Raw genomic sequence first — 25,475 nt, 5'->3', positions numbered from 1 at the left:
GGGGTCGCCGCTCTGTGCGCTGACGCGTCCCCGCGGGGACGCGTCGGACACCTCGGTTCAGCTGATGGCGCGGATGGTGTTCCAGCCGCTGAGGCCGACCTGGGAGCGGGCTCCGTCGACGGGGTCGCCCGCGCCGTTGGTGGCGCCCGCGTAGAAGAGCAGGGTGCCCGTGCCCTCGTTCGTGGTCGTCCACAGGTCCACGGTGCCGTTGCCGTCCGCGTCGGCGGCGCCCGCGATCAGCGGGCGATTCGCCGTGCCGTAGCCGTAGCCGTACTGCGTGGGGGCGTCCAAGCCGCTGTCGGCCCTGCCCCGGTGGAGCCACAGGCTGCCGTCCCGGGTGTCGCGCGCCAGCAGGTCGGGGTGCCCGTCGCGGTCCGCGTCGCCCGGCGCGGTCAGCGTCATCGGGGCCCAGCCGGCGTCCGAGATCCGCACGCCGGGCTTCACGCCCGGGTTGGCGGCCGGGTCACCCGCGTAGAGCCACAGCGCGTCGCCGATCGTCGCGACGAGGTCCGGGTAGTGGTCACCCGTCAGGTCGCCGACCGCGACGACCTGCGCGTCGGCCGGGAAGCCGGTGCCGATGCGTACCGGCGAGCCCACGGTGCCGTCACCGCTTCCCGGGTAGACACGCAGTTCGGTGCCGACCCGTGCGACGAGGTCCTCGGTCCCGTTGCCGGTCCAGTCGCCCCGGTGGCTGACGGCGGCGCCGCTCCAGCCGCCGGTGCCGATCACGGCCGGGCTGCCGGTGACGGCGCCGTTGCCGTAGCCCCGGTAGAAGCGGAGCCTGCCCTCCGTGTCGACGGCCACCAGGTCCGGCCTGCCGTCGCCGTTCATGTCACCGGCGACCGGCGCGCCGCGCAGGACGCCGATGACCGGGGCGTGGTCCGAGTATCCGTCGGGGGCTCCGCTGGTGGTCTCGTTCGCCGTGGTGTCCATGCGGGTGGTGTCGATCGCACAGGACGCGAAGCGGGAGCCGCCGACGGCCTTGGTGGTGAACAGGTGGTCGTACGCGTGCCAGGTGTGGAACTTCCCCTCCACGCTCCAGCCGTGGTGCGTGTTCCCGTCGATGCACCGGTCGTAGGCGCCGGCGAGCGGGGCCGCCTGCGGGACCGTGGCCTTGCTGTTGAAGTCCCCGCCCAGGACGACCCCGTCGGGGGCGTGGCGGTCCAGGAAGGCCTTGACGTTCTCGTTCTGCGCCGTGGCACGGGCCGCGGACCCCGCCTTGTCGGCCGGGTCCTCCGGAAGGATGTGCGTCGTGCACACGGCTGTGGACCAGCCCGCGACCGTCGCGCACAGCACGGGGAGCGTCCGGTTGTCGCCCTCCTTGGCCGGGACGGTGTTCTCCGCCGCGGCCGAGGTGATCGCACCCTTGACGGCGATCAGTACGCCCAGGTCCCCGCCGAGTGCCGATCCCCGGCAGTTGCTCGTACCGTCGGGCCGGGCCCCCACCGCGTGGCGGAAGGACCAGCCCGCACCCAGGGCGACGCGGAGCATCGCCTCGTGGCTCCTGGGGGACTCGGCGGTCCCCTCCTTGGTCCCGCAGGCCTCCTGGAGCATGACCACGTCGGCCCGCTGCTCGTCGACGAGTTGCTTGACCTGGTCGACCTTCTGCTGGGGCTCGTTGCGGTACGGGCAGTACCCGACGGCTCCCCGGCTGCCGCCCGCCTCGCCGCAGATGTTCCAGGAGACGACCCGTATCTCCCGCGGCGCCGGCCGCACCGCCGGGTCGGCGGCCTGCGCGGGCGCCGGTACCGCGATCAGCGCCGAGAAGGCCGCCGCCGCGGCCCCCAGGAGCGCGATGTGTCTCTTCATTCCCCACCTCTGTATCGCCTTGATCAGACGCCAGCGTCGCACGGCGGTCCGTCAGGTCCGCCGCTCGGGCGGTCGGGCGGTCGGGCGGTCGGGCGGATGGGGGTCACCCGTACGGCTCGATTCGGGTTCCGGGGGCCGGGTAGGGGACGGCCCGTCCTTCCCCCCATCCGCGACCGGAGGCATCCGTGCCCGACATGAACGGCCCCTACAAGCCCGGCACTCCCTGCTGGATCGACCTGATGGCCCCCGACCAGCAGGCCGCCCTCGACTTCTACTGCGGCCTCTTCGGCTGGCAGGGCGAGGTCGGCCCGGCCGAGCAGGGCGGCTACTCCGTCTGCACCCTCAAGGGCCGGCCCGTCGCCGGCATCATGAAGGCGATGAACCCGGACGGCACCGTCCCCGACCCGATGCCGCCGACCGTGTGGACGACGTACCTGTCCACCGACTCCGTCGACTCCACGATCAAGTCCGTCACCGACGCGCACGGCACGGTCCTGATGGGCCCGATGGACGTCATGGACCTCGGCCGGATGGCCGTCGTCGCCGACCCGACCGGCGCCGTGGTCGGCCTGTGGGAGCCGGGCTCCTTCGACGGTGCGGGCATCGTCAACGAGCACGGCGCCCTCGTCTGGAACGAGTTGAGCACGAGCGACGTCCCCGCCGCGGCCGCGTTCTACTCCGCCGTCCTGCCGGTCTCCACCGCGGCCTCCACGATGCCGGGCGCCGAGGGGTACACGGAGTTCAAGGCCGCCGGCCGCGTGGTCGGCGGGATGATGAACCTGGACAAGGTTCCCCCGGGGACTCCCCCGCACTGGCTGCCGTACTTCCACGTCGACAACGTCGACGAGATCCAGGCCGCCGCCGTAGGGGCCGGGGCCACCGCCCTCGCCCCCGCCTTCGACATGGTGGCGGGCCGCATGGCCGTCCTGGCCGACCCGCAGGGCGCCCCCTTCGCGGTGATCACGGCGAGCATGCCGGAGCAGCCCGCCTGACGGGCCCGTCCGCCGCACCGGGCGCACGGGGAGCACACTCCCCGTGCGTGCGCCCCCGCGCCGCCCCCGCCCCGCCCCCGCCGCGCGGCGGAACACGGGCCGGACGGCCTACCCCGGGGCCCGCGACGCCGGCACGGTCATCGCGCCCGCTCGGCGACCAGCTGCGCGAGCCCGTCCAGGATGCGGTCCAGGCCGAAGCGGAACTGGAAGTCCGGCTCGCCCGAGCCGGTGAACGCCGATGACTCCAGCAGCCGCGTCACGGCCGGGTGCGTGTCCGGGCCGGTCATCAGGCGCAGGGTGTTCGTGTACTGGGCCAGCACCCGGTCCGGGGCGACCCCGGACTTCATGATGGCCTCCATCATGTCCGCCGCCATCGTGGCCTCGTTCCGCACCAGCCCGCCGATCAGGATGATCGTGGAGAGCTTCTCGCCCTCCTCCAGGCCGGTGTCCGCCAGCGCGGCGAGCCCGCGTTCCATCCAGGCGAGCTGGTTGGGGCTGACCGGTGCCCCGGTGATGGGGATGCGCAGGATCCAGGAGTTGGCCATCAGCACGGCCCGCTGGGCGTACGCCCACTCCGTCAGCAGCTCCCGCCAGCCCGCGCCCTCCCCGGCCGAGGGGTCCGGCGGGGTGCCCACCCCCGCGTCCGCCATCAGGATGTAGAGCTCCTCCTTCGCCGTGACGTACCGGTAGAGGGACATCGTCGAGACGCCCAGCTCCTTGGCGACCCGGCCCATGGAGACGGCGTCCATCCCCTCACCCGCGGCCAGCGTCACGGCCGCCTCCACGATCTTCGGCAGCGTGAGCGTGGGGCGCGGCCCCTTGGCGGGGCGTTCGCGCAGACCCCAGGCCGTTTCCAGGCTGGCCGGGAGCCCGGTTCCGCTGTCCTCGTCCGCCATGTCCGCCCACTCCTCGATTGACCCCCATCCTAGTTCTGTGTATTACTTACACAGAAGAGCGTAACCCATACGCAGAACGGCGAAGGGAGCACCGCCCCTCATGACCACGCACGCCTCCGGCGGCCTCGGCATCCACGCGACCGGCCTCACCAAGTCCTACGGCGACCTCCGCGTCCTGGACGGCATCGACCTGGCCGTCCCCCGCGGCAGCGTCCTCGCCCTCCTCGGCCCCAACGGAGCCGGCAAGACCACCACCGTCCGGATCCTGGCCACCCTCACCGCCGCCGACTCCGGCACCGTCCGCGTCGCCGGGCACGACACGGCCACCGAACGCTCCCGGGTCCGCGGACTCATCTCCCTGACCGGCCAGTTCGCCGCCGTCGACGAGCTCCAGACCGGCGTCGAGACCCTGCGCATGATGGGCCGCCTGGCCGGCCTCTCCCCGCGCGCCTCCCGCACCCGCGCCGACGAGCTCCTCGCCCGGTTCCGCCTCACCGACGCGGCCGGCCGCACGGCGAAGACGTACTCCGGCGGCATGCGGCGACGCCTCGACCTCGCCGCGAGCCTGGTCTCCCGCCCCGAGGTGATCTTCCTCGACGAGCCGACCAACGGCCTCGACCCGCGCAGCCGCCAGGACCTGTGGGACCTCGTACGCGAACTGCGCGCCGACGGCACCACCGTCCTGCTCACCACCCAGTACCTGGAGGAGGCCGACCGGCTCGCCGACCGCGTCGCCGTCCTCGCCGACGGCCGCATCGCGGCGGAGGGCCCCCCGGCCGAGCTCAAGGCCCGCGTCGCCGGTCACCGCCTGGACCTCACGCTCACGACCAGGGCCGCCTACGAGGTCCTCGCCCCGCGCGCCGTCCACCACGCCCCCGACGAGCTCACCCTCGGCCTGCCCACCGACGGCAGCGCCGCCCACGTCCGCGCCCTGCTCGACGAACTGGACCCGGACCGCAGCGGGATCGACCGCTTCACCCTGCGCAGCGCCACCCTCGACGACGTCTTCCTCGCCCTGACGGGAGCCCACCGATGACCGCCGTGCCCGCGAGCGCCTTCGTACTGGCAGGCCGCAGCCTGCGCATCAGCAGCCGCCGGCCCGACGCCCTGATCGCCGCCCTGATGCTGCCCGTCATGCTGATGCTGATCTTCGTCTACTTCTTCGGCGGGGCCATCGACACCGGGACGACGTACGTGACGTACGTGGTCCCCGGCGCCATGCTGCTCTGCGCGGGCTTCGGCGCGGCCTCCACCGCCGTCAGCGTCACCGAGGACATGACGAACGGCGTCATCGACCGCTTCCGCTCCCTCGACATCGGCGGCATCCCCATCCTCGCCGGGCACGTCACGGCCTCCGTGGTACGCAACCTGGTCTCCACCACCCTGGTCCTCGCCGTGGCCCTCGCCATCGGCTTCCGGCCCCAGGCCGGTCCGCTCGCGTTCCTCGCCGCGGCCGGGCTGCTGCTCGCGTACATCACGGCGATCTCGTGGCTGGCCGCCGCACTCGGGCTGCTCGCCAAGTCACCGGAGGCGGCGGGCGGGTTCACGTTCCTGATGATGTTCCTGCCCTACCCGTCCAGCGCCTTCGTCCCCATCGAGACCATGCCCGGCTGGCTCCACGGCTTCGCCGACCACCAGCCGCTGACCCCGGTGATCGAATCGCTGCGCGCGCTGCTCCTGGCCCAGCCCACCGGGAACGCCCCCTGGGTGGCCCTCGCCTGGTGCGCGGGCATCACGGCCCTGGCCATGGCCCTCGCGTCGGTCTTCTTCCGACGCCGGACGCGCTGACCGGCTCCGGGGGGGGGAGCCGGCCGGCGGGTCCGGAGCCGCTCAGCGGTTGAGCGGATAGGAGTGGCGGCCCGTCGCCTCGTCGATCTCGCTGTGGGCCTTCTGCAACATCTGCGACGCGAGATCCATGAGCGCGCGGGCGCCCGCGATCTCCTCCCCGACCCTGAGCTGCTCCGGGTCGGAGGGGTGGCGCATGGCGTAGCCGTGCGCCCTCATCTCGGAGCCGTCCCCGAGCCTGACCAGGGCCGCCGCACTGGTGCGGTGGCCCTCCTCGGTGAATTCGAGCTCCACATGCCACCCGACGAGCGTGGACATGGTGCACCACCTCCAGGGGGTCACCCTCGCTTCCAGGGTGCGCCCGCACCCGACCGGACGCGAACGGGGGCCGGCGCGGGGACCGGGCCCGTAAGGCGCCGGGCCGGGGGAAGAGCCCGCCGGATGTGAGTACGCGCACTCATGTGCCCGCGCTCCAGGCCGAGTTGACTGGATTCCATGACCCGTGACACCTCGCGCGACCCCCGTGCGTTCGTCGCACCGCTCCTCTCCACCCTGCTGACCCTGCCGCTCGGCACCGCGGCACTGTTCCTCGTCGGCCTGTCGCCCATGGCCTGCGACTCCTGCGACGAGGCCGCGAGCGACCGCTTCGACGCCTCGTACAGCGTCGCCTCCACCTTCTTCGGCCTCGCCCTGCTCGTGGCGGGGGCACTGCTCGTGGCCTGCTGGGCGCTGCCCCGCCGGCGCCGCGATGCCGCCCGGCGGGTGGGCCTCGCGCTGGCCGCGCCGGGGGCCGTGGTGCTCGGCTACCTCGTGTTCCACGCACTCGTCGACTGGCCGTAGGCGGGGCGGAGGAGGCCGAGAGGCGGCGGCCACGCCGCTAGAGGAAGGCCGAGGCCCCGTACGGCGCCCGAGCCGGGTACGGGGCCTCGCGGCGCGCTCGCCGCCCGGGTCAGCGGGTCTCGCGCAGCCAGCCCGCGACCTCGGTCGCCCAGTAGGTGAGGATGGTGTCGGCACCGGCCCGCTTGATGCCCAGCAGCGTCTCCAGGATCGCCCGGTCCCGCTCGATCCAGCCCTTCTCGGCCGCCGCCTCGACCATCGCGAACTCGCCGCTGATCTGGTAGGCGGCCACCGGTACGTCCACCGCCTGCGCGACCCGGTGCAGGATGTCGAGGTAGGGCCCGGCCGGCTTGACCATGACCATGTCGGCGCCCTCCTCCAGGTCCAGCGCCAGCTCGCGCAGGGACTCACGCGCGTTCGCCGGGTCCTGCTGGTAGGTCTTGCGGTCGCCCTGGAGGGAGGAGGCGACGGCCTCGCGGAAGGGGCCGTAGAAGGCGGACGAGTACTTGGCGGTGTACGCCAGGATCGCCACGTCCTCGTGCCCGGTCTCGTCCAGCGCGTCGCGCACGACGCCGACCTGGCCGTCCATCATCCCGCTCGGGCCCACGACGTGGACGCCCGCGTCGGCCTGGACCTGCGCCATCTCGGCGTAGCGCTCCAGCGTCGCGTCGTTGTCGACGCGGCCGTTCTCGTCGAGGACTCCGCAGTGGCCGTGGTCGGTGTACTCGTCCAGGCACAGGTCCGACATGATCACCAGGTCGTCGCCGACCTCGGCCTTCACATCGCGGATCGCGAGCTGGAGGATCCCGTCCGGCTCGGTGCCCGCCGTGCCGAGCGCGTCCTTGTTCTCGTCCGCCGGCACCCCGAAGAGCATGATCCCGGAGACCCCCGCGGCGACCGCCTCCACAGCGGCCTTCCGCAGCGTGTCCCGGGTGTGCTGGACGACGCCGGGCATCGCCGAGATCGCCAGCGGCTCACGGATCCCCTCCCGCACGAACGCCGGCAGGATCAGGTCCGAGGGGTGCAGCCGGTTCTCCGCGACCATCCGCCGCATCGCCGGGGTGGTGCGCAGCCGACGGGGCCGCGAGCCGGGGAAGGATCCGTACGTGCTCATCTTCTAGTCGCCTCTTCGAGCATCGACAGCAGTCCGGACAAGCGTAGGGCCGCCCCGCCCCCTCCCGGTCACGCCCCTCCCCCCGCGCCCGTCCCCGAACCGCGGCCGGGCGGGAGGAGGCGCACGATCAGCCCGGTCACGCAGAGCGACAGCCTGCCCGTAGGGGTGTCACACCCCACACGTGACGTGTGGGGCAGACGAACTCGCAGGCAGTGCAGCCAGTTTGACGACCAGGAGGAGGCCCGAAACTCCCGCGCGAGGCCGCCCTGAATTTCCCGATTCCCCCGCCGATCGTCGCGATGCGTGACTAGCGTGGACGAGTCGGGCCACCCGTACTCCCTCAGGAGTACGGGTTGGTACGGCTATCTCTCGTGCCCAGGTGGGGAGTCCACGTTCATGCCACCAAGGAAGCGGCCCCGGCCCAACTCGACGGCGATGAAGATGGTCGGCGAACAGGTCGCCACCGGACGCGTCGCCAAAGGAATGACCCAGCGCGCACTGGCGGCGGAGGTCGTCGTCGACATCGAGACCCTGGCCTCGATCGAGCAGGGCAGACGCGTCCTCATGCCGGACGTCGCCGCCCGCATGGACCGCGTCCTCGGCCTCCCCGGCCTCCTCACGGTGGCCGCGCACCGGATGCCGGAGGTCGACATGATCCCGGCCTGGGCGGAGGAGTACATGGAACGGGAAGCGGAGGCGCTGGCGCTGTCCTGGTACGACAGCCTGGTCGTCCCCGGCCTGCTTCAAACCGAGTCCTACGCACGCGAGGTGTTCCGCTGCCGCGTGCCGTTCATGGGCGACGAGAAGATCGAGATCAACACCGCCCGCCGGGTGAGGCGCCAGGAGATGCTGCACCGACCGGTCCCTCCGACCCTCAGCTTCGTCGTCTGGGTGGGCGCCCTCCGAGACCGGCTAGGCGGCGAGGATGTGCGCCGCGAGCAGCTGCTGCACCTGCGCACCTGCGCGGCGCGGCCGGCGATCTCCCTCCAGGTGCTCCCCTTGGGAATCACCGCCCACGCGGGCCTCGACGGCCCGTTCACCCTGCTGGAAACACCCGAGCACCAGCACCTCGCGTACTCCGAAACCCAGCGCGGCAGCATCCTCGTACGCGACCCGAACGAGGTCAGCATCCTCACGCAGAAGTATGCGATGCTGCGGTCCCAGGCCCTGAACTTGGCAGAGACGAAAGGCCTGTTGGACCGGCTGCTAGGAGAGGCATGAACACCCCACTGAAGTGGTTCAAGTCCAGCTACAGCGCCAGCGAAGGCGGCCAGTGCCTGGAGGTGGCCCTCGCCTGGCGGAAGTCCTCCTACAGCAGCGACCAGGGCGGCCAGTGCGTCGAGGTCGCCGCCGCTTGGCGGAAGTCCTCGCACAGCGGCGACGAGGGCGGCGCCTGCGTCGAGATCGCTTCCTGTTCCTGCGCCGGTACCGTCCACGTCCGGGACTCCAAGGTCTCGGACGGCCCCACCCTGGCCCTCGCCCCCGCCGCCTGGGCCGGCCTCACCCGGTGGGTTGTTCCCTGCGGCGCCCGCATTCGGCGGGCCCGGGGTGCGCACCGCACCCGGGCCCCTCCACGGACTGCCGACCGTCAGGTCGTACGGCGTCGCCGCGCGCCCGGCCGCCGCTCGCTCGGCCGGAACACCGTCTCGCCGGCCTCCTTGGCCGCCTCGCGGCGCGCCGCCCCGTACTCGGCCAGCGCCTCCGCCAGCTTCGACACCGACGGCTCCGGCGACAGCACGTCCACGCGCAGCCCGTGCTCCTCCGCCGTCTTGGCCGTCGCCGGCCCGATACAGGCGATGACGGTCACGTTGTGCGGCTTGCCGGCGATGCCGACCAGGTTCCGGACGGTCGACGAGGACGTGAAGAGAACGGCGTCGAAGCCGCCGCCCTTGATCGCCTCGCGGGTGTCCGCCGGCGGTGGGGACGCGCGCACGGTCCGGTAGGCGGTGACGTCGTCGACCTCCCACCCGAGCTCGATCAGCCCGGCGACCAGCGTCTCCGTCGCGATGTCGGCCCGCGGCAGGAACACCCGGTCGATCGGGTCGAAGACCGGGTCGTACGGCGGCCAGTCCTCCAGCAGCCCGGCCGCGGACTGCTCCCCGCTCGGCACCAGGTCCGGCTTCACACCGAACTCCACGAGCGCCGCGGCGGTCTGCTCGCCCACCGCCGCGACCTTGATGCCCGCGAAGGCGCGCGCGTCGAGCCCGTACTCCTCGAACTTCTCCCGGACGGCCTTGACCGCGTTGACCGAGGTGAACGCGATCCACTCGTAGCGGCCCGTCACCAGGCCCTTCACGGCCCGCTCCATCTGCTGCGGGGTGCGCGGCGGCTCCACGGCGATGGTCGGCACCTCGTGCGGCACCGCGCCGTAGGAACGGAGCTGGTCGGAGAGCGAGGCAGCCTGCTCCTTGGTACGCGGCACGAGGACCCGCCAGCCGAAGAGCGGCTTCGACTCGAACCAGGAGAGGTCCTCACGGCGCGCGACGGCGCTGTGCTCACCGACCACGGCTATGACCGGGCGCGCGCCCTCGGGCGACGGCAGCACCTTGCCCTGCTTGAACACCTGGGCGATCGTGCCCAGCGTCGCGCACCAGGTGCGCTGCCGCGTGGTCGTACCGGCCACGGTCACCGTCAGCGGGGTGTCGGGCTTGCGCCCGGCGGACACCAGCTCGGCGGCGGCACTCGCGACCGTCTCCAGCGTCGCGGAGACGACGAGGATGCCGTCGCTCGCGCCCACCTCGGTCCAGCAGCGCGCCGAGGCGCTCCGCGCGTCGACGAACCGCACGTCCGCGCCCTGCTTGTCGCGCAGCGGCACACCGGCGTACGCGGGCACGCCGACGGCCGTCGCGACCCCGGGCACCACCTCGAACGGGATGCCCGCCGTGGCGCAGACGAGCATCTCGTCGGCGGCGTTGCCGTCGAGTCCGGGGTCGCCGGTGACGGCACGCACGACCCGCCTGCCGGAGCGCGCGGCCTCCATGACAAGATTGGCGGCGTCCCGGATCACCGGGACCCCAGCGGCTGCTGACAGTTCGTCAGCGATCGTCAGCTGCGGCGTGTCGACGCCCGCGCGCGCATGCGTACGGACGACGTCGAGCACGTCGGGCTCCGCGATCAGCACGTCCGCGGCGGCGAGCGCCTCCACGGCGCGCAGCGTCAGCAGACCCGGGTCGCCTGGGCCGGCACCGAGGAAGGTGACGTGTCCGTGGGCGGCGACGGCCGGAAATGCGGAGGTGGTGGGCATTGAGGGGTTCAAAGCGATCGCTCCCCCATCAGACCGGCCGCGCCCTTGGCCAGCATCTCGTCCGCGAGTTCGCGGCCGAGCGCCATGGCCTCGTCGTACGACTGGGGCACGGGACCGGTGGTGGACATCTGCACGAGCGTCGTGCCGTCGAGGGTTCCGACGACGCCGCGCAGGCGCATCTCATTGACAATCTGCCCGTCGGCCAGCAGGTCGGCGAACGCGCCCACGGGTGCGCTGCAACCGGCCTCCAGGGCGGCGAGCAGGGAACGCTCGGCGGTCACGGCGGCCCGGGTGTACGGGTCGTCGAGCTCGCCGAGCGCGGCGATCAGGTCCGAGTCGGACGCGAGGCACTCCACGGCCAGGGCTCCCTGGCCCGGGGCGGGCAGGACGCTGTCGACGGGCAGCAGCTCGGTGGCCTCGTCGCCGCGGCCGATCCGGTTCAGCCCGGCGGCCGCCAGCACGACGGCGTCGAGCTCGCCGTCCCGCACGAAACCGATCCGGGTGTCGACGTTGCCGCGGATCGGCACCGTCTCGATCCGCTTGCCGAGCGACAGCGCCAGGTGGTTGAGCTGCGAGGTACGGCGGGGCGACCCGGTACCGATGCGGGCCCCGTCGGGCAGCTGCCCGAAGGTCAGGCCGTCGCGGGCGACGAGCGCGTCCCGGGGGTCCTCGCGCCGCGGCATGGCCGCGATCACCAGGTCGTCGGGCTGCGCCGTCGGCAGGTCCTTCAGCGAGTGCACGGCGAAGTCGACGTCCCCGCGCAGCAGCGCGTCGCGCAGGGCCGTGACGAACACGCCCGTCCCGCCGATCTGCGTGAGGTGCTCGCGCGACACGTCACCGTAGGTCGTGATCTCCACGAGCTCGACGGCGCGGCCGGTGACCGCCCGTACCGCATCGGCGACATGGCCTGACTGGGACATCGCCAACTTGCTGCGCCGCGTGCCGAGCCGGAGGGGCTCGTCGAGACGTGGATTCATGATGCCCGTCCTGTGTCGTCGTACTTGTCGGCCATGTCGGCTGCTTGGGCACTCGCGTCGGCCCGGCTGACGGAGGCCACCGTCTGCGGGTCGAGGTCGAAGAGTTCGCGCAGCGCCTCGGCGTACCCGGCGCCGCCGGGCTCGCTCGCGAGCTGCTTCACGCGCACGGTCGGCGCGTGGAGGAGCTTGTCGACGACGCGGCGCACGGTCTGGGTGACCTCGGCCCGCTGCCGTTCGTCGAGATCGGGCACCCGTCCGTCGAGTCGCGCCACCTCCATGGCGACGACCTCGGCGGCCATGGCCCGCAGGGCGACCACGGTCGGCGTGATGTGCGCCGCCCGCTGCGCCGCCCCGAAAGCGGCCACTTCCCCGGTCACTATCGCGCGTACGGCCTCGACGTCGGCCGCCATCGGCGCGTCCGCGGACGCCTCCGCCAGCGACTCGATGTCCACGAGCCGTACGCCCGGGATGCGGTGCACGGCGGCGTCGATGTCGCGCGGCATCGCCAGGTCCAGCAGCGCGAGCCGCGCCGCCGTCCCGCCGGCAGGCGTCCGCACACCGCGGCGGGGCCGGCGCTGCGCGGCCGCCTCGCCCTGGTCGGCCCAGGTCCCGTGCAGTTCGAGCGAGCCGGCGTCCACGCCGGTCAGCGCGGAGCGCCCGTCCGTCCCGACGGGGCAGCCGTCGGCCCCGGCCGCGGCCTCCATGGTCCGTACGGCCCCGGCATCGGCGAGCCGGCCGTGCGCGGCGGCCGCCGCGGCCAGCCGGGCCACGACCTCGGCGGCTGCCGGCCCGATCATTGTGCGGGGCGCCGGGTCCGGGGCGGGGCCCCGGTCCTGCGGCCCCGCCACGGCTTCCTCCGCGGCGTCCGCCGCCGCCTCCGGCGCGGGCGCCACGGCGGCGAGGACGTCGTCGGCGCTCAGCACGAGGCCGGTGGCGCCGGTGCACGAGACGACCACGTCGACTCGTGTCAGCTCCTCGGCCACGGCGCCCATCGGCACGGCGGCGGCCTTCACACCCGTGCCTGAGGCAACCAGGATCTCCGCGAGCCGCTCCGCCCGCTCGGCGGTCCGGTTCGCCACCACGATCTCGGCCACACCGACCCGCGCCAGCGTCGCGGCGGCGAGCGAGGACATCGACCCGGCGCCGATCACCAGCGCACGCTTGCCCGCGGCCCACTCGGCCACCGGCATCCGCCCGGCGGTCAGCTGCTCCAGCCCGAAGGTGACCAGCGACTGGCCGGCCCGGTCGATCCCGGTCTCCGAGTGCGCCCGCTTGCCGACCCGCAGCGCCTGCTGGAACAGGTCGTTGATCAGCCGCCCGGCGGTGTGCTGCTCCTGCCCCAGCGCCAGGGCGTCCTTGATCTGGCCGAGGATCTGGCCCTCGCCCACGACCATCGAGTCCAACCCGCACGCCACGGAGAACAGGTGGTGCACCGCCCGGTCCTCGTAGTGCACGTACAGATAGGGGGTGAGCTCCTCCAGCGCGACCCCGCTGTGCTGGGCCAGCAGCGTGGACAGCTCGGCGACACCGGCGTGGAACTTGTCCACGTCGGCGTACAGCTCGATCCGGTTGCACGTGGCGAGTACCGCCGCCTCCGCCGACGGCTCGGCGGCGAGGGTGTCGTGCAGCAGCTTCACCTTGGCGTCGGCGGGCAGCGAGGCCCGCTCCAGCACGCTCACGGGGGCACTGCGATGGCTCAGCCCCACGACCAGCAGACTCATGCCGGCATCACCGCCGGGACGTCACCCTCGGGTCCGCCCTTGCGCGCCTCGGCCGCGGCCCGGCCGGCCGGCGGCACGACGGCCGCGGCGGGCGCGGCGCCGCCCGTGGAGGAGCCGCCGGCGGCAGCGGCGGCGGCCGCTTCCTCACCGGCCTTGCGCTGCTCGTGGAAGGCGAGGATCTGGAGCTCGATGGAGAGGTCGACCTTGCGCACGTCCACGCCCTCGGGCACGGACAGCACGGTCGGGGCGAAGTTCAGGATGGAGGTGACCCCGGCCGCGATCAACCGCTCGCTGACCTGCTGGGCCGCACCCGCCGGAGTCGCGATGACGCCGATCGAGACCCCGTTCTCCTCGATGATCTTCTCCAGCTCGTCGGTGTGCTGCACGGGCATCCCGGCCACCGGCTTGCCGGCCATCGCCGGGTCGGCGTCGATCAGCGCGGCCACACGGAAGCCGCGCGAGGCGAAACCGCCGTAGTTGGCGAGCGCGGCGCCGAGGTTGCCGATGCCGACGATGACGACCGGCCAGTCCTGGGTCAGACCGAGTTCGCGGGAGATCTGGTAGACGAGGTACTCGACGTCGTACCCGACCCCGCGGGTGCCGTACGAGCCCAGGTAGGAGAAGTCCTTGCGCAGCTTCGCGGAGTTGACTCCGGCCGCGGCCGCGAGCTCCTCGGAGGACACCGTGGGCACCGATCGCTCGGAGAGCGCGGTGAGGGCGCGCAGGTACAGCGGAAGCCGGGCGACAGTGGCCTCGGGAATACCTCGGCTGCGGGTCGCCGGTCGGTGAGTTCGGCCAGTTGCCACGATGCTCCTGCGGGATGAGCGGGGCTGCAGGCGGCCACTTGTCCCAGGACCGCCCCGTCCACAGCAGGCTATGCCTTTGTGAACGCGTGCACAAAGATTGTGTCCAATTTGTCCGACCAAAGTGACCGGGGTCACGCGCCCCGGGCGTCGGGGGCCGGAACGCATGACACGCCGAACCCGTTCAAATCCCCAAGGGGGCAAAACCGTACACACTCCTCACGGATACGCCCCCGAGTCCGCATAAATCGCCCATGATGGTACCCGGGCGCGGGGTCAGCCCTGCAGCGCCCGCCGCAGGCGGTCCGGGTTCACCCTCCAGAAGGTGTGCTGCTCGCCGTCCACCAGGACAACCGGAATCTGCTCCCAGTGCCGCCGGTACAGCTCCTCGTCCTGCGAGATGTCCTTCTTCTCCCACCGCGCGCCCGTCTCCGCGCAGATCTCCTCGATCACCGCCTGCGCGTCGTCGCACAGGTGGCACCCCGGTTTCCCGATGAGCGTCACCACCCGCTCGGCCGGGATCTTCTTTTCCTTGCGGCGCAACAGAGGACTCATGGCCGTATTCTCCCGCGCCCCGGCGTCACAGCGGCGCCCCGAAGAGTTCACGCCTTCGCATCCCATCGGTTCGGGAAGTCCCGAACACAGTGGCTATGCTCGCGTCATGCCCCGCCCGACGCCCGACCCCAACCCCGGCAGGAGCCCCTCCGGGACGCGCACCGCATGGGGATGGCTCGCCCCGCGCAGACGTTCCGCCACCGCGCGCAGCGTGCTCGCGGGCGAGGCCTCGGCCGAAGCCGCGCGCAAGACGGCGCTGACCGGAGCCGCGTCCCCCGCCCTGCCGGACACCGCACCGGACCTCGGACCGCACGCCCTCGGGGAGACCCCGCAGGAGCCGGCCGAGCCCGACTTCCCCGTCGCCGGCGACGACCTGGCCGCCGCCTTCTTCGACCTCGACAACACCGTCATGCAGGGCGCCGCGATCTTCCACTTCGGCCGCGGCCTCTACAAGCGCGAGTTCTTCCGCCGCCGCGAGCTGGCCCGCTTCGCCTGGCAGCAGGCCTGGTTCCGGCTCGCCGGGGTCGAGGACCCCGAGCACATGCAGGACGCCCGCGACAGCGCCCTGTCCATCGTCAAGGGCCACAAGGTCCACGAGCTGATGGCCATCGGCGAGGAGATCTACGACGAGTACATGGCCGAACGGATCTGGCCGGGCACCCGCGCCCTGGCCCAGGCCCACCTCGACGCCGGCCAGAAGGTCTGGCTGGTCACGGCCGCCCCCGTGGAGACGGCCACGATCATCGCCCGCCGACTGGGCCTGACCGGCGCCCTGGGCACCGTCGCCGAGTCCGTGGACGGCGTGTACACCGGCCGGCTGGTCGGCGAGCCGCTGCACGGCCCCGCCAAGGCCGAGGCCGTCCGCGCCCTGGCCGCCGCCGAGGGCCTGGACCTCTCGCGCTGCGCCGCGTACAGCGATTCGCACAACGACATCCCGATGCTGTCCCTGGTCGGACACCCGTACGCGATCAATCCCGACACAAAACTGCGCAAGCATGCCCGCAGCAACGACTGGCGCCTGCGCGACTACCGGACCGGCCGCAAGGCCGTGAAGGTCGGCGTCCCGGCCGCCGCCGGAGTCGGCGCGCTCGCGGGCGGCGCGGCCGCCGCCATCGCCCTGAACCGCCGCCGCAGGTAGCGGCCCGGGCCCCTGACCGGCCCGGCCCCGCCCCCGCCCGCCCGCACCGCGGGGCCGGGGCATTCGCTCACCTCTACCCGCGCTCCCCGCGCGGCACTCAGGCATGCCCGACACGGTCGGGAGCCCCCCTGGAAGCGTCCATTCCGCGCACCCAAGTGATCAATAAACGATCACCAACTGCGACCGAATATGCCCTCGACACGCAACAGAAGTGTCGGAACCGGTGATTTGAGCAACTGGGTGTAGCGCCGCCTGTACGAAGCGTTATTCTCCTCAAACGCATGCCACCGGCCATCTGTCGCCACGACGGGTGAACGGTCCCGCACTGCACGTGATGGAAGCTCTGCCTCTGGGAGTCCCGTGTACCCACCTGTCGGGGTTGACGCCTCGGGCCTGGCTACGCTGCGCGCAACGGTCCTCGACCACCTGCGCGGCTTCGTCCCCACCGCGTACGCCGTCCCCGCCTTCGCCGCCGCGGTCCCTGCCGGCCTCGGCCCGGCCGGTCCCTGCTATGCCCTGACCGACGGCGGAGCCACCGTGGGCAGACGAGGACGCGCGGCCGGCGGCTCGAACGGCGCCGCCGGTACGAGCACGCAGACCGCCTCCCGCCGTCCTGCGGCGGACAGCGACCAGGCCCGCATGATGGACCTGGTCGAACGCGCCCAAGCCGGCGAGGCCGAGGCCTTCGGCCGCCTCTACGACCAGTACAGCGACACGGTCTACCGCTACATCTACTACCGCGTCGGCGGCAAAGCGACCGCGGAGGACCTCACCAGTGAGACCTTCCTGCGGGCACTGCGCCGCATCTCGACCTTCACCTGGCAGGGCCGCGACTTCGGCGCCTGGCTGGTGACGATCGCCCGCAACCTGGTGGCCGACCACTTCAAGTCCAGCCGCTTCCGGCTGGAGGTAACCACCGGGGAGATGCTCGACGCGAACGAGGTCGAGCGCAGCCCCGAGGACTCCGTCCTGGAGTCCCTCTCCAACGCGGCCCTGCTGGAGGCCGTACGGAAACTCAATCCGCAGCAGCAGGAGTGCGTGACGCTGCGCTTCCTGCAGGGCCTCTCGGTCGCCGAGACGGCCCGGGTGATGGGGAAGAACGAGGGGGCCATCAAAACGCTCCAGTACCGGGCGGTCCGCACGCTGGCCCGCCTCCTTCCGGAAGACGCCCGCTGACGGTCTTCACACCCACCACACGACCTCACATCCGGTGACCTCTCGATGACGCTGTGGTCCGATCATCCTTCGTCCGTAACCCAAGTGCCGCGACGCTCGTTGTGCGGAATGCAGGCTCCCTGTGGACACGCCTTGCCCGAAGCCGCTCACTCGAAAGTGTGGATGCGCTCAAGGAAGGCAACCTTCCGGACACCTTGGGGAGTCGATCGTCATGACGAGAGGAGGTGCCGCCAGTGATCGCGAACGTGACTCCGCACCGGCGGGCGAACGCCTTCGCCCAGGCCCTGGAGGATCGGACCCTTACCGATCTCCCAGAACCGGATCCGGCGGCCGAGCAGTCCCAGGCACCTGCCGAACCTGCCGACCACACCCGGCTGTTGGCCTTGGCGAGCGCGCTCGGCGAAATGCCGCGCCCGCAGATGGACGCAGACGTCAAAGTGGTGCAGCGAGCCCAGCTCGTGGCCGCCATGGAGGCGATGGTGCTGGAAGAGAGGGCCCGGGGCGGTGCCGCCCCGGACCCTCTGGTGCCCGAGCAGCGGACCGGCCGCGGCGCCCACCGGGCGACCTCGCTCCGGACATTGCGGCCCCGCTCCCGCTGGTCCAAGGGCATCGCAGCGGGAGGCCTCACCGTAGGGGTGGCCGCGGGGGCATTCAGCGGAGTGGCCGCTGCCAGTTCCAACGCCCTGCCCGGTGACCACCTCTACCCCGTGAAGCGGGGCATGGAGGACTTGAAGCTCGGGATGGCCGACGAGGACGCGGACCGGGGCGAGCTCTACCTCGACCAGGCCTCGAACCGCCTCTCGGAGGCCCGCAGGCTGATGGAGCGCGGACGGACGGGCGTACTGGACCACGAGTCCCTGGGCGCCATCCGCCGGGCCCTGGCAGGGATGAAGCACGACGCGGAGCAGGGCCACCGCCTGCTCCAGGCCGCGTACGAACGGGACGGCTCGCTCGCCCCGATCCAGGCGCTGTCGTCGTTCTCCCGCTCCCACCGCGACGCGTGGGGCAAGCTCAGGGAGAGGCTGCCCGCGCAGCTCACGGACGTGGGCGGTGAGGTGGAATCGGTCTTCCGGGCCATAGACGAAGACGTGGCGCCGCTCCAGGGCCTGCTCCCCAAGCCCCCGGAGCAGACGCGGGGGTCCAGCCCACCCGGTACGCCGGCCAAGCCGGGCACCCCCAGCGGCAAGCAGCAGACCGCGCCCGCCCCCGGCGGCACGCCCGGCAGCAGTCCCGCGCCGTCCCCCTCGGGCAGCCCCCGGCCCTCGGCCGACGGCGGCCTGCTGGGCGGTACGGGCGACCTGCTCAACCCGCCGCAGGGCCCGTCGGCCGCGCCCTCCTCGGGCACGTCCGACCAGCCCAAGCCCGACATCACCCTCCCGCCCCTGCTCCCGGGCCTCCTCCCGGGCCTGGGCATCAACGCGGAGGACGTCGAGTAGCGCACGGCACGAGTACGCCGGCGAGGCCCATCCGGCCTCGCCGGCCCTCGGTCGGTGCCGCCAGAGCTCTCGCGCTCGCGGACCGTCAGAAGAAGACGGACCGCCGCTGCACCAGCAGCTTGTACAGCGTGTGCTGGATCTGCTCCCGCACCTGGTCCGTGAGGTTGAACATCAGCATCGGATCGTCCGCCGCCTCCGCCGCGTACCCGTCGGTCGCGATCGGCTCCCCGAACTGGATCGTCCACTTCGTCGGCAACGGCACCGCCCCCAGCGGCCCCAGCCACGGGAACGTGGGCGTGAGCGGGAAGTACGGGATCCCCAGCAGCCGCGCGAGCGTCTTCGCGTTGCCGATCATCGGGTAGATCTCCTCCGCCCCCACGATGGAGCAGGGCACGATCGGCGTGCCGGCGCGCAGCGCCGTCGAGACGAAGCCGCCCCGCCCGAACCGCTGGAGCTTGTACCGGTCCCCGAACGGCTTCCCTATCCCCTTGAAGCCCTCCGGCATCACACCGACCAGCTCACCGGCCTCCAGCAGCCGCTGCGCGTCCTCCGCGCACGCCAGGGTGTGCCCGGCCTTGCGCGCCAGCTCGTTCACCACCGGCAGCATGAACACCAGGTCGGCCGCCAGCAGCCGCAGGTGGCGCTGCGCGGGGTGGCGGTCGTGGACGGCGACCTGGAGCATCAGCCCGTCCAGCGGCACGGTTCCCGAGTGGTTGGCGACGATCAGCGCGCCGCCCTCCGCCGGGATGTTCTCGATGCCCTTGACCTCCACCCGGAAGTACTTGTCGTACAGCGGCCGCAGCAGGGACATCAGGACCTGGTCCGTCAGCTCCTTGTCGTAGCCGAACTCGTCGACCTCGTACTCCCCGGTGATCCGGCGGCGCAGGAAGGCCAGCCCGCCCGCGAGCCGGCGGTCCCAGCCGTCACCGGTGGCCGCCGGGGCGGGCGGCGGCGGCTCCGTTTCCCCGGGGTGCGTCTCCCCGGGGTGCGCCTCGACCGCCCGGACCGGCTGGGGCCCGGGCGGCGCCACCGCCCGTACCCGCCGTCCCGCGGGCCGCCGGCGCGGCCGTTCCTCGTCGAACGGAATGACCTTGGCGTCCGCCACTATCGCTTCGCTCCTTCGTCCTCGTCGGCCCCGGCCCCGTCCTGCGGGCCGTTGACGTCCAGCATGGCCGCCACCCGCCCCACCGCGCGCCCGACCCGCTCCGGGGGCAGCAGTCCGCTCCGCCGGCTCCGCGCGAAATCGGTGAAGGTCTCGGCGGTCGTGTACATGGGGTCGAAGCCGAGCACTTCCCGCATCTGCGAGGTCTCCACGACCCGGCCGTGCGTGAGGAGCCTTATCTGCTCCGGCGAGAAGTCGGTGGCCCCGATCGCCCGCAGCGCCGACCCCACCCAGGTCACGGCGGGCAGGAACAGCGGCATCGTCGGCCGCCCGAGCCGCCGCGCGCACTGCGAGAGGAGCAGCACCCCGTCGCCCGCGATGTTGAAGGTCCCGCTGTTGAGGGTGCCGCGCCTCGGTTCGCGCGCCGCCAGCCGCAGCACGTCCAGCACGTCGTCCTCGTGGACGAACTGCAGCCGCGGGTCGTAGCCCAGCACCGTCGGCATCACGGGGATCGAGAAGTACTCGGCGAGCGCCGAGTCGGCGAAGGGCCCCAGGATGTTGGCGAAGCGCAGCACGCACACCGCGACGTCCGGCCGCCTGCGCGCGAAGCCGCGTACGTACCCCTCGACCTCGGCGGCGTCCTTGGCGAAGCCGCCCGCCGGCAGGGACTTGGGCTCGGTGGTCTCGGTGAAGACGGCCGGATCGCGCGAGGTGCCCCCGTACACACTGGTACTGGACTTCACCACGAGCCGGCTCACCGTGGGCGACTTCTGGCAGGCTCCGAGGAGCTGCATGGTCCCGATGACGTTCGTTTCCTTGACGGTGCTGTGCGCACCGCCCGTGCCCGCGCTGCCCCCGGTGACCGCCAAGTGCACCACGGTGTCCACCGCGTGCTCGGCCAGTACCCGGGCGATCGCCGACTGCCTGATGTCCGTCCGGACGAACTCGGCCGATCCGAGCCGGTGCGGCGGGCTGACCGCGTCCACCGCGATCACCCGCTCGACCTCCGGGTCGCGCTGGATGTGGCGTACGAAGCGCCCTCCCAGCTGCCGGGCCACCCCGGTGACCAGTACGACCTTGCCCACGAGCTCAGCGCCTCCCTGGATAGGAACAACTGTCCCCGGCTGCACCGCAGCCCCTCCACCAGGATGGTGGAGGGGCTGCGGAGAACACGTACAGCTGCCGTTTACTTCTTGTTACGGCGCTGGACGCGGGTGCGCTTGAGCAGCTTGCGGTGCTTCTTCTTAGCCATCCGCTTGCGCCGCTTCTTGATAACAGAGCCCACGACTTACCCTCGCTCACTTCTCTTCACTCGGTGCGGGGCGTCTGGGCCCACACGACCTACGTCGGCCTAGCCTACCCGCCCGAGCTCTGAGCTTGTAATCCGAGGCCCGCCGGGGTCAGTCTCAGGCCGACTCCACCCCCACATAGGACTCTCGGAGGTACTCGTGGACCGCGTTTTCGGGGACCCGGAAGGACCGGCCCACCCGGATTGCGGGCAGATGACCGTTGTGCACCAAGCGGTACACGGTCATCTTTGACACTCGCATCACCGAGGCGACCTCCGCCACGGTCAGGAACTGAACCTCACTGAGAGGCCTCTCGCCAGCAGCCATGACACACCTTGACCTTCCGCGCATGACGGGCACCGGCTTCCCCTCCGGTTACTCCTCGTCGTCGCACGCTCACTCCCCAGAGTAGGGGCGCGTGATACGAGTGGGGAAGAGGAGCTACAGCCACTCCTGCCGCTCCGTCAGGTCCGCCCGGTCCAGTACATAGCGAGTAAGCGGTCGGTAGTAGTCCGCCCGCACCGCGTCATCGACCGGAACGGCCACCGCCACCCGCCCCTCGGCCTCGCCGACGAACAGCGCGGGATCGTCCGTATCCGCCAGGCCGATCGCGTCGATACCGAGCTGACCTGCGCCGCAGACCCACCCGTGGTCCCCCACCACCAGGTCCGGCAACGGCCCGCCGCCCTCCGCCAGAGCCCCCAGCGCCACCCGGACCGGCAGCGGCGAATGGGTGTGCGCGCCGGTGGAACTCCCCGCCGTCCGCGCGCCGGGTTCCCGCACCAGTGCGACCCCCCGTACGTAATCGATGCTGTGCGTGCGTACGCCGAACCGGGTCGCCACGTCCACATCCACCCCCCGCGCCGGTGTGAGGACAGCACATCCCGCCGCCGACACCGCCCTGGCCAAACCGGCGTAGAAGTCCAGGAGTCGGTGCGGATGCCCCGTCCCGAACAGGACCGGCGACCCTGCCTCGACGGCCTGGCGCAGCCGCCCCGCGAAAGCCTCCAGCGCGGCCAGCGTCAGCTCCGGATCGATCACGTCCGGACCGCTGACGTGCCGCGGGTCCGGCGAGACCCCGCACTTGCGCGCCATCAGCCCCAGCAGATCACGCTCGTCCCACCCGCGCTCCGGGTCCAGCCCCAGCAGCACCCGCGGATCGCGGGCCGCGAACAACCGGTAGCTGCGCAGGCTCTCCTCACGGGAGGTGGCGACGGGCCCGGCCAACCGGGCGGCCAGCAGATGCGCACGTAACGCGCCGGTGCTCAACACCCTCCGATGCTGCCGCACCCCACCGGACGGATCACCGATTCAGCGCAACAGCCCCACAGTCGGCGTAACGACGCGCGCTCAGGTCAGCATGCCGCGCAACGGGAAGACGGCCCGCCGCGTCGCCAGAACGGCCTGATCCGTACGGTCCGCCGGGTCGTACCCCTCGTCCCACTCCCGCCACGCCACCGACCGGCCGTCCGTCATCCGGGCCGGCGCCAACTGCCGGGTCCGCGCGTACGCCTCGTCCCGCCACGACGCCGGGACCGCCGTCTCCGGTGCCACCGGCCGGTGCGCGGCGATGGCCACCAGATGGGTCCACGACCTCGGTACGACGTCCACCACCGCGTAACCGCCGCCTCCCAGCGCCAGCCACCGGCCGTCCGCGTACGTGTGCGCGAGCCGGTGGCAGGACTCCTGCACGGCCCGCTGGGCGTCCAGCGAGACCGCCAGGTGGGCCAGCGGGTCCTCGAAGTGCGTGTCGGCGCCGTGCTGGGTCACCAGCACCTGGGGGCGGAAGTCGGCCAGCAGCTCCGGCACGGTCGCGTGGAAGGCCCGCACCCACCCCTCGTCCCCGGTCCCCGCCGGCAGCGCGACGTTCACCGCCGAGCCCTCGGCAGCAGCGCCGCCCGTCTCCTCCGGCCAGCCCGTCTGCGGGAACAGCGTCCGCGGATGCTCGTGCAGCGACACCGTCAGCACCCGGGGGTCGTCCCAGAACGCCGCCTGCACCCCGTCCCCGTGGTGGACGTCCACATCCACGTACGCGACCCGCTCCGCGCCCAGCTCCAGCAGCCGCGCGATCGCCAGCGCCGCGTCGTTGTACACGCAGAAGCCGGCCGCCGCGCCCGGCATGGCGTGGTGCAGTCCGCCCGCGAAGTTCACGGCGTGCTCGGCCTCACCGCGCCACACCGCCTCCGCGCCCGCCACCGACTGCCCGGCGATCAGGGCGGACGCCTCGTGCATCCCGTGGAAGGCCGGATCGTCCATGGTCCCCAGGCCGTACGAACCGTCCGCGGTCCCGGGGTCGGCCGACACCGTGCGCACCGCGGCGACGTAGTCGCCCCGGTGCACGAGCCGCAGCGTGGAGTCCCCGGCCGCCCGGGCCGCCCGTACCTCCATGGCCCGGTCCAGCCCGAAGGCCCGTACCAGGCCCATCGTCAGCGCCAGGCGCACGGGATCCATCGGATGGCCCGGTCCGAAGTCATACCTCGTTACCGCCTCGTCCCACATCAACAACCCGCGGCCGCTCATGCCGCACACCGTATCGGGCCCCGTCGGAGCCGAACGAGCGGGCGTGGAAGAGCGTGACCAGGACGAGGACCATCGGGACGAGCATGGCCCCCCGGTAGCTCCAGGCGTCCCCGACCGCCCCGACGAGCGGCGAGCCGATCAGGAAGCCGACGTAGTTGAAGATGTTGAGCCGGGCCACGGCCGTGTCGGAGGCGTTCGGGAACATCCGGCCGGCGGCGGCGAAGGTCTGCGGCACGATCACGCACAGCCCGATCCCCAGCAGCGTGAAACCGAGCATCCCCACCCAGGCCCCGGGCGCCACCGCCACCACGGCGAAACCGGCCGCCGCCACCAGCGCCCCGCCCCGCACCACGGCCACGGCACCGAAGCGCCGCACCCCCACGTCGCCGACGGCCCGCCCGACGAGCGTGGTCACCATGTAAACGTTGTACGGGACGGTCGCCAGCTGCTCCGAGCTCCCGAGCACGTCCTGGAGGTACTTGGCACTCCAGTTCGCGACGGTCGAGTCGCCGATGTACGCGCACGCCATGACCAGGCAGAGCGGCAGCAGCAGTGCGAACCCGCCGCTCCCCAGCCCCCCGCCCGCCGCGCCCGCCGCGCCCGCCGCCTTCGCACCGGGCTCCGCACCGGGCTCCGCGCGGTCCACGTACCGGCGGCTGGCCAGCAGCGCCGCCGGCAGTAGTACGACCACGGCCGGCAGATAGCTCACGAACAGGTCCAGCCGCCCGTGCGCCCCCGCCCACGCGGCCGAGGCCCCCACGATCCCGCCCAGGCTGTACGCGGCGTGGAAGCCCAGCATGATGCTGCGGCCGTACGCCCGTTGCAGGCTGACACCGAGCATGTTCATCGAGGCGTCCAGCGCGCCCACCGACAGTCCGAACGCCCCCAGGGCCACGGCCACGTGCCACATCCGGTCGCCGGCCCCCACCCCCAGCAGGGACAGCAGTACGACCGGCTGCGCCCACCGCAGGACGGCGCTGGGGGCGACCCGCTTCACCAGGTGCTCGGTGGCCACGCTCGCCACGCCGGCGAGGACGGGCACCGCGGCGAGGAAGGCCGGCAGCAGCCCGTCGGATATCCCGTACCGGTCCTGGATGGCGGGGATCCTGGTCACCAGCAGGGCGAACGTCACGCCTTGCACGAAGAAGCTGAACCCCAGGGCGCCGCGCCCGCGCCGCAGCCGCACGTCTACCGTCATGGCGGGTGAGCGTAGGCCCCGGGGCTACCGGTGGGTAGAGAGATCACACGGGCAGTTGCAGGAGCCCCGGGAGCTGCAGCATGTCGCCGAAGAAGCCGGTGGCGTCCCCGAGTCGTTCGGCGGGCAGCATGGCGGTGAAGGCGTACACGTCCATCCCCGCGGCCCGCGCCGCCCGCACGCCCAGCGGACTGTCCTCGACGACCACGCACCGCGCGGGCTCCACACCCATCCGCCGGGCCGCGTGCAGGAACAGGTCGGGGGCGGGCTTCCCCCGGCCCACGTCCTCGGCGCTGAAGATCCACTCCTCTTCGAACCATCCGTCGAGCCCGGCCGCCCGGTGTCCGACCCTGATCCGCTCGTGCGTCGAGGAGGAGGCCAGGCAGTACGCGACGCCGCTGGCGGTCAGCGCGCCCAGTACGTCCTCCACACCGGGGACGGGCTTCAACTCGCGCTCGAACGCGGTGAAGGTCCGCGCGTGCAGCGTGTCGTCGAAATCGGTCGGCAGCTTCTCCCCGGTCCGCTCCAGGACGAGGTCGTGCACCCGGTGCACAGCGGAGCCCATGTAGTCGCGCAGCGACTCCTCGTACGAGGTGGGGTGCCCCAGCTCGGTCAGGTAGCCGGCGAGGATGTTGTTGGCGAGCGGCTCACTGTCCACCAGAACGCCGTCGTTGTCGAAGATGACGAGGTCATAGCCCATGCGTCAACCCTACGAGCCGCCTGTGGGCAACCCGCCCGACCCCATGCCGGGCATCCGGCGGATTCTGCGGCCTGCCCGGGAACGCAGAAATGCCCCGCACCGAACCCGGAACGGGTTGGTGCGGGGCATTCCCACAATGATTGTTCGGCGGCGTCCTACTCTCCCACAGGGTCCCCCCTGCAGTAC

General features: G+C 72.4%; 25 protein-coding genes and 1 pseudogene. 9 read left to right on the top strand and 17 right to left on the bottom strand.

All coding sequences use genetic code 11. The annotated features are described in order from the left end of the window. Nucleotides 1-57: 57 nt before the first annotated feature. The gene (locus tag ACFWUQ_RS25770) at nucleotides 58-1,809 is read right to left on the bottom strand and encodes an FG-GAP-like repeat-containing protein (RefSeq protein ID WP_384542420.1); all 1,752 of its coding nucleotides are present in this window, start codon (nucleotides 1,807-1,809) and stop codon (nucleotides 58-60) included. A 194-nt stretch (nucleotides 1,810-2,003) separates the two neighbouring features. Between ACFWUQ_RS25770 and ACFWUQ_RS25765 the strand changes: the two genes are divergently transcribed. Continuing rightward, nucleotides 2,004-2,801 (top strand): VOC family protein, encoded by a 798-nt coding sequence (locus tag ACFWUQ_RS25765; protein ID WP_384542423.1) that lies wholly within the window; start codon nucleotides 2,004-2,006, stop codon nucleotides 2,799-2,801. Nucleotides 2,802-2,938: 137 nt separating this feature from the next. On the opposite strand, the gene ACFWUQ_RS25760 is transcribed toward ACFWUQ_RS25765, so the two are convergent. Further along, complete coding sequence (locus ACFWUQ_RS25760) at nucleotides 2,939-3,697, bottom strand: TetR/AcrR family transcriptional regulator (protein ID WP_384542418.1); 759 nt, start codon at nucleotides 3,695-3,697, stop codon at nucleotides 2,939-2,941. Nucleotides 3,698-3,797: 100 nt separating this feature from the next. Here ACFWUQ_RS25760 and ACFWUQ_RS25755 point away from each other — a divergent pair, with 100 nt between their 5' ends. Both ACFWUQ_RS25755 and ACFWUQ_RS25750 read left to right on the top strand, forming a co-directional pair. After that, nucleotides 3,798-4,733, top strand: coding sequence for an ATP-binding cassette domain-containing protein (locus ACFWUQ_RS25755; protein WP_384542415.1), 936 nt, complete (start codon nucleotides 3,798-3,800; stop codon nucleotides 4,731-4,733). Beyond that, nucleotides 4,730-5,485: an ABC transporter permease gene (locus ACFWUQ_RS25750; RefSeq protein ID WP_384542412.1), complete on the top strand. Its 756-nt coding sequence runs from the start codon at nucleotides 4,730-4,732 to the stop codon at nucleotides 5,483-5,485. The genes ACFWUQ_RS25755 and ACFWUQ_RS25750 overlap by 4 nt, the downstream gene beginning before the upstream one ends. Nucleotides 5,486-5,527: 42 nt before the next feature. Here ACFWUQ_RS25750 and ACFWUQ_RS25745 read toward each other — a convergent pair whose 3' ends face one another. Then, a complete protein-coding gene (locus ACFWUQ_RS25745) occupies nucleotides 5,528-5,800 on the bottom strand; it encodes a DUF1876 domain-containing protein (protein ID WP_384542410.1) in 273 nt (90 codons plus the stop codon). A gap of 177 nt (nucleotides 5,801-5,977) precedes the next feature. On the opposite strand from ACFWUQ_RS25745, the gene ACFWUQ_RS25740 reads away from it, so the two are divergent. Next, complete coding sequence (locus tag ACFWUQ_RS25740) at nucleotides 5,978-6,322, top strand: hypothetical protein (protein WP_384542407.1); 345 nt, start codon at nucleotides 5,978-5,980, stop codon at nucleotides 6,320-6,322. 109 nt (nucleotides 6,323-6,431) lie between these two features. Here the strand turns inward: ACFWUQ_RS25740 and hemB are convergent, their stop codons facing one another. Further along, entirely contained in the window at nucleotides 6,432-7,433 is a 1,002-nt protein-coding gene (gene hemB, locus ACFWUQ_RS25735) for a porphobilinogen synthase (RefSeq protein WP_384542404.1), read from the bottom strand. A 396-nt stretch (nucleotides 7,434-7,829) separates the two neighbouring features. Here hemB and ACFWUQ_RS25730 point away from each other — a divergent pair, with 396 nt between their 5' ends. Continuing rightward, nucleotides 7,830-8,654, top strand: a complete 825-nt coding sequence (locus tag ACFWUQ_RS25730) for a Scr1 family TA system antitoxin-like transcriptional regulator (protein WP_384542401.1) — start codon at nucleotides 7,830-7,832, stop codon at nucleotides 8,652-8,654. After that, nucleotides 8,651-8,932: pseudogene (locus tag ACFWUQ_RS25725) on the top strand (DUF397 domain-containing protein); the annotation flags it as partial. The gene ACFWUQ_RS25730 and the pseudogene ACFWUQ_RS25725, both read left to right, overlap by 4 nt. Before the next feature lie 89 nt (nucleotides 8,933-9,021). Here the strand turns inward: ACFWUQ_RS25725 and ACFWUQ_RS25720 are convergent. From ACFWUQ_RS25720 to ACFWUQ_RS25700, 5 genes are all read right to left on the bottom strand, one after another. Next, complete coding sequence (locus ACFWUQ_RS25720; RefSeq protein ID WP_384542398.1) at nucleotides 9,022-10,677, bottom strand: uroporphyrinogen-III synthase; 1,656 nt, start codon at nucleotides 10,675-10,677, stop codon at nucleotides 9,022-9,024. An 8-nt stretch (nucleotides 10,678-10,685) separates the two neighbouring features. Then, nucleotides 10,686-11,654, bottom strand: a complete 969-nt coding sequence (gene hemC, locus ACFWUQ_RS25715) for a hydroxymethylbilane synthase (RefSeq protein ID WP_384542395.1) — start codon at nucleotides 11,652-11,654, stop codon at nucleotides 10,686-10,688. Then, nucleotides 11,651-13,375: a glutamyl-tRNA reductase gene (locus tag ACFWUQ_RS25710; protein ID WP_384542392.1), complete on the bottom strand. Its 1,725-nt coding sequence runs from the start codon at nucleotides 13,373-13,375 to the stop codon at nucleotides 11,651-11,653. Before ACFWUQ_RS25710 ends, hemC begins: the two co-directional genes overlap by 4 nt. Beyond that, nucleotides 13,372-14,181 carry a redox-sensing transcriptional repressor Rex gene (locus ACFWUQ_RS25705; protein WP_384542389.1) on the bottom strand — a complete coding sequence of 270 codons (810 nt, stop codon included), beginning with the start codon at nucleotides 14,179-14,181 and terminating at the stop codon, nucleotides 13,372-13,374. Before ACFWUQ_RS25705 ends, ACFWUQ_RS25710 begins: the two co-directional genes overlap by 4 nt. Nucleotides 14,182-14,454: 273 nt before the next feature. Then, nucleotides 14,455-14,733, bottom strand: coding sequence for a glutaredoxin family protein (locus ACFWUQ_RS25700; protein WP_384542386.1), 279 nt, complete (start codon nucleotides 14,731-14,733; stop codon nucleotides 14,455-14,457). 106 nt (nucleotides 14,734-14,839) lie between these two features. Here ACFWUQ_RS25700 and ACFWUQ_RS25695 point away from each other — a divergent pair, with 106 nt between their 5' ends. From ACFWUQ_RS25695 to ACFWUQ_RS25685, 3 genes are all read left to right on the top strand, one after another. Next, nucleotides 14,840-15,871, top strand: a complete 1,032-nt coding sequence (locus ACFWUQ_RS25695) for an HAD family hydrolase (protein WP_384542383.1) — start codon at nucleotides 14,840-14,842, stop codon at nucleotides 15,869-15,871. 360 nt (nucleotides 15,872-16,231) lie between these two features. Beyond that, nucleotides 16,232-17,047: an ECF subfamily RNA polymerase sigma factor, BldN family gene (locus ACFWUQ_RS25690; RefSeq protein WP_384542380.1), complete on the top strand. Its 816-nt coding sequence runs from the start codon at nucleotides 16,232-16,234 to the stop codon at nucleotides 17,045-17,047. Between the two features lie 233 nt (nucleotides 17,048-17,280). Continuing rightward, the gene (locus tag ACFWUQ_RS25685) at nucleotides 17,281-18,483 is read left to right on the top strand and encodes a DUF5667 domain-containing protein (protein WP_384542377.1); all 1,203 of its coding nucleotides are present in this window, start codon (nucleotides 17,281-17,283) and stop codon (nucleotides 18,481-18,483) included. Nucleotides 18,484-18,568: 85 nt separating this feature from the next. Here the strand turns inward: ACFWUQ_RS25685 and ACFWUQ_RS25680 are convergent, their stop codons facing one another. The 8 genes from ACFWUQ_RS25680 to ACFWUQ_RS25645 all read right to left on the bottom strand — a co-directional run bounded on the left by ACFWUQ_RS25680 (nucleotide 18,569) and on the right by ACFWUQ_RS25645 (nucleotide 25,289). Beyond that, the gene (locus ACFWUQ_RS25680; RefSeq protein WP_384542374.1) at nucleotides 18,569-19,588 is read right to left on the bottom strand and encodes a lysophospholipid acyltransferase family protein; all 1,020 of its coding nucleotides are present in this window, start codon (nucleotides 19,586-19,588) and stop codon (nucleotides 18,569-18,571) included. Next, on the bottom strand, nucleotides 19,588-20,670 hold the full coding sequence (locus ACFWUQ_RS25675; protein ID WP_384542371.1) for an NAD-dependent epimerase/dehydratase family protein: 1,083 nt from the start codon (nucleotides 20,668-20,670) through the stop codon (nucleotides 19,588-19,590). Before ACFWUQ_RS25675 ends, ACFWUQ_RS25680 begins: the two co-directional genes overlap by 1 nt. A 101-nt stretch (nucleotides 20,671-20,771) precedes the next feature. Next, nucleotides 20,772-20,870: a 30S ribosomal protein bS22 gene (locus tag ACFWUQ_RS25670; RefSeq protein ID WP_003948845.1), complete on the bottom strand. Its 99-nt coding sequence runs from the start codon at nucleotides 20,868-20,870 to the stop codon at nucleotides 20,772-20,774. A gap of 121 nt (nucleotides 20,871-20,991) precedes the next feature. Next, the gene (locus ACFWUQ_RS25665; protein ID WP_008738568.1) at nucleotides 20,992-21,201 is read right to left on the bottom strand and encodes a helix-turn-helix domain-containing protein; all 210 of its coding nucleotides are present in this window, start codon (nucleotides 21,199-21,201) and stop codon (nucleotides 20,992-20,994) included. A 114-nt stretch (nucleotides 21,202-21,315) separates the two neighbouring features. Further along, a complete protein-coding gene (locus ACFWUQ_RS25660) occupies nucleotides 21,316-22,146 on the bottom strand; it encodes a phosphatase (RefSeq protein WP_384542367.1) in 831 nt (276 codons plus the stop codon). A gap of 78 nt (nucleotides 22,147-22,224) precedes the next feature. Next, entirely contained in the window at nucleotides 22,225-23,394 is a 1,170-nt protein-coding gene (locus tag ACFWUQ_RS25655; RefSeq protein WP_384542364.1) for an acetoin utilization protein AcuC, read from the bottom strand. Continuing rightward, nucleotides 23,345-24,592 (bottom strand): MFS transporter, encoded by a 1,248-nt coding sequence (locus ACFWUQ_RS25650; protein ID WP_384542361.1) that lies wholly within the window; start codon nucleotides 24,590-24,592, stop codon nucleotides 23,345-23,347. The genes ACFWUQ_RS25655 and ACFWUQ_RS25650 overlap by 50 nt, the downstream gene beginning before the upstream one ends. A gap of 43 nt (nucleotides 24,593-24,635) precedes the next feature. Then, nucleotides 24,636-25,289: an HAD family hydrolase gene (locus ACFWUQ_RS25645; RefSeq protein ID WP_384542358.1), complete on the bottom strand. Its 654-nt coding sequence runs from the start codon at nucleotides 25,287-25,289 to the stop codon at nucleotides 24,636-24,638. Nucleotides 25,290-25,475 lie beyond the last annotated feature (186 nt).

The organism is Streptomyces sp. NPDC058662 (assembly GCF_042716255.1).
In the GTDB taxonomy this organism is placed as follows: domain Bacteria; phylum Actinomycetota; class Actinomycetes; order Streptomycetales; family Streptomycetaceae; genus Streptomyces.
The sequence above is the reverse complement of the archived record's forward strand: the minus strand, read 5'-3'. Positions and strand labels throughout refer to the sequence as shown.